The organism is Vibrio sp. 1288 (assembly GCF_033344475.1).
This window is the reverse complement of record NZ_JAWPOX010000229.1, coordinates 1-924: the sequence shown is the minus strand read 5'-3', so window position 1 is coordinate 924 and position 924 is coordinate 1. Positions and strand designations below refer to the sequence as shown.

1 protein-coding gene is annotated in these 924 nt (G+C 46.6%); it reads right to left on the bottom strand.

Annotated elements, in window-relative coordinates; genetic code table 11:
- Positions 1-285: 285 nt before the first annotated feature.
- Positions 286-924: DUF368 domain-containing protein (locus R8O11_RS25875; RefSeq protein WP_318194694.1), on the bottom strand; the 639-nt coding region annotated here is incomplete at its 5' end.

The window sequence follows — 924 nt, the reverse complement described above, 5'->3', positions numbered from 1 at the left end:
ACGAGTGCGACCGCAATGGCGGCAATTTTTAACACTTTCATTAAGGTTCAGCATTTATCACTTAACATTAACCGCATCGTAGCACATATGTGTAACTCGCCAAGGCGTCTCCTCGACAATTTGTGCGTTATACCTAAATGATTTTGAGATGAATGAGTTAACGACTCATTGTGAGTCGGACTTGGGTTGAGAGCGTGTGCCGAACCACCGGATTGTCGGCTTTTTCTACACCCTAAAACAAAAACGGAGCCAATGGCTCCGTTTTCTATGAATGTGCTGCGCGGTTTATTTGTCAGAGTCTGCGAACTTTTCGAGACCTAAAACCAACGCAATAGCAGCCAGCATCATTACTACTGCAATCACTAGCTGCGATGGTTGAGAGGTAATATGTTCAAATTCAAATGGAGACAAGTTGTGTTGTAGTAACGGTACTTGTTCGCCTTTCGAGTTCGTACGCCATGTTAGGGTTTCTTTCCAAGGCCAGATTTTAGGTAGTGTACCGATCATCAAACCAGTTAAGAACATCAGCGTGAAGTCGCGGAACTTGCGCAGTAACCACGAGAGCAGATGAGAGAAAGAAAGTAGGCCAATCACGCAGCCCGATAAAAATAGCGCCAACGTATCCACTTGGAAGCCTTTTACGGCCGCAAGTACCGGAGTATACATACCGATCAGTAGCAGGATGAAGCTGCCTGAGATACCAGGGAGGATCATCGCACAAATCGCGATCGCACCTGCAATCAGCGTATTAATAGCGGTAGGTTCAAGATGCAGTGGTTTCAGCACCGTAATGCTATACGCAAAGCCGACGCCCAGTAGAAGAGTCACGAAACGAATCGCATCGCGTTTCTCTACCTGACGGAGGATGTGATACACAGAGACCAAAATGAGGCCGAAGAAGAACGACCAAATAGGGATCGGATG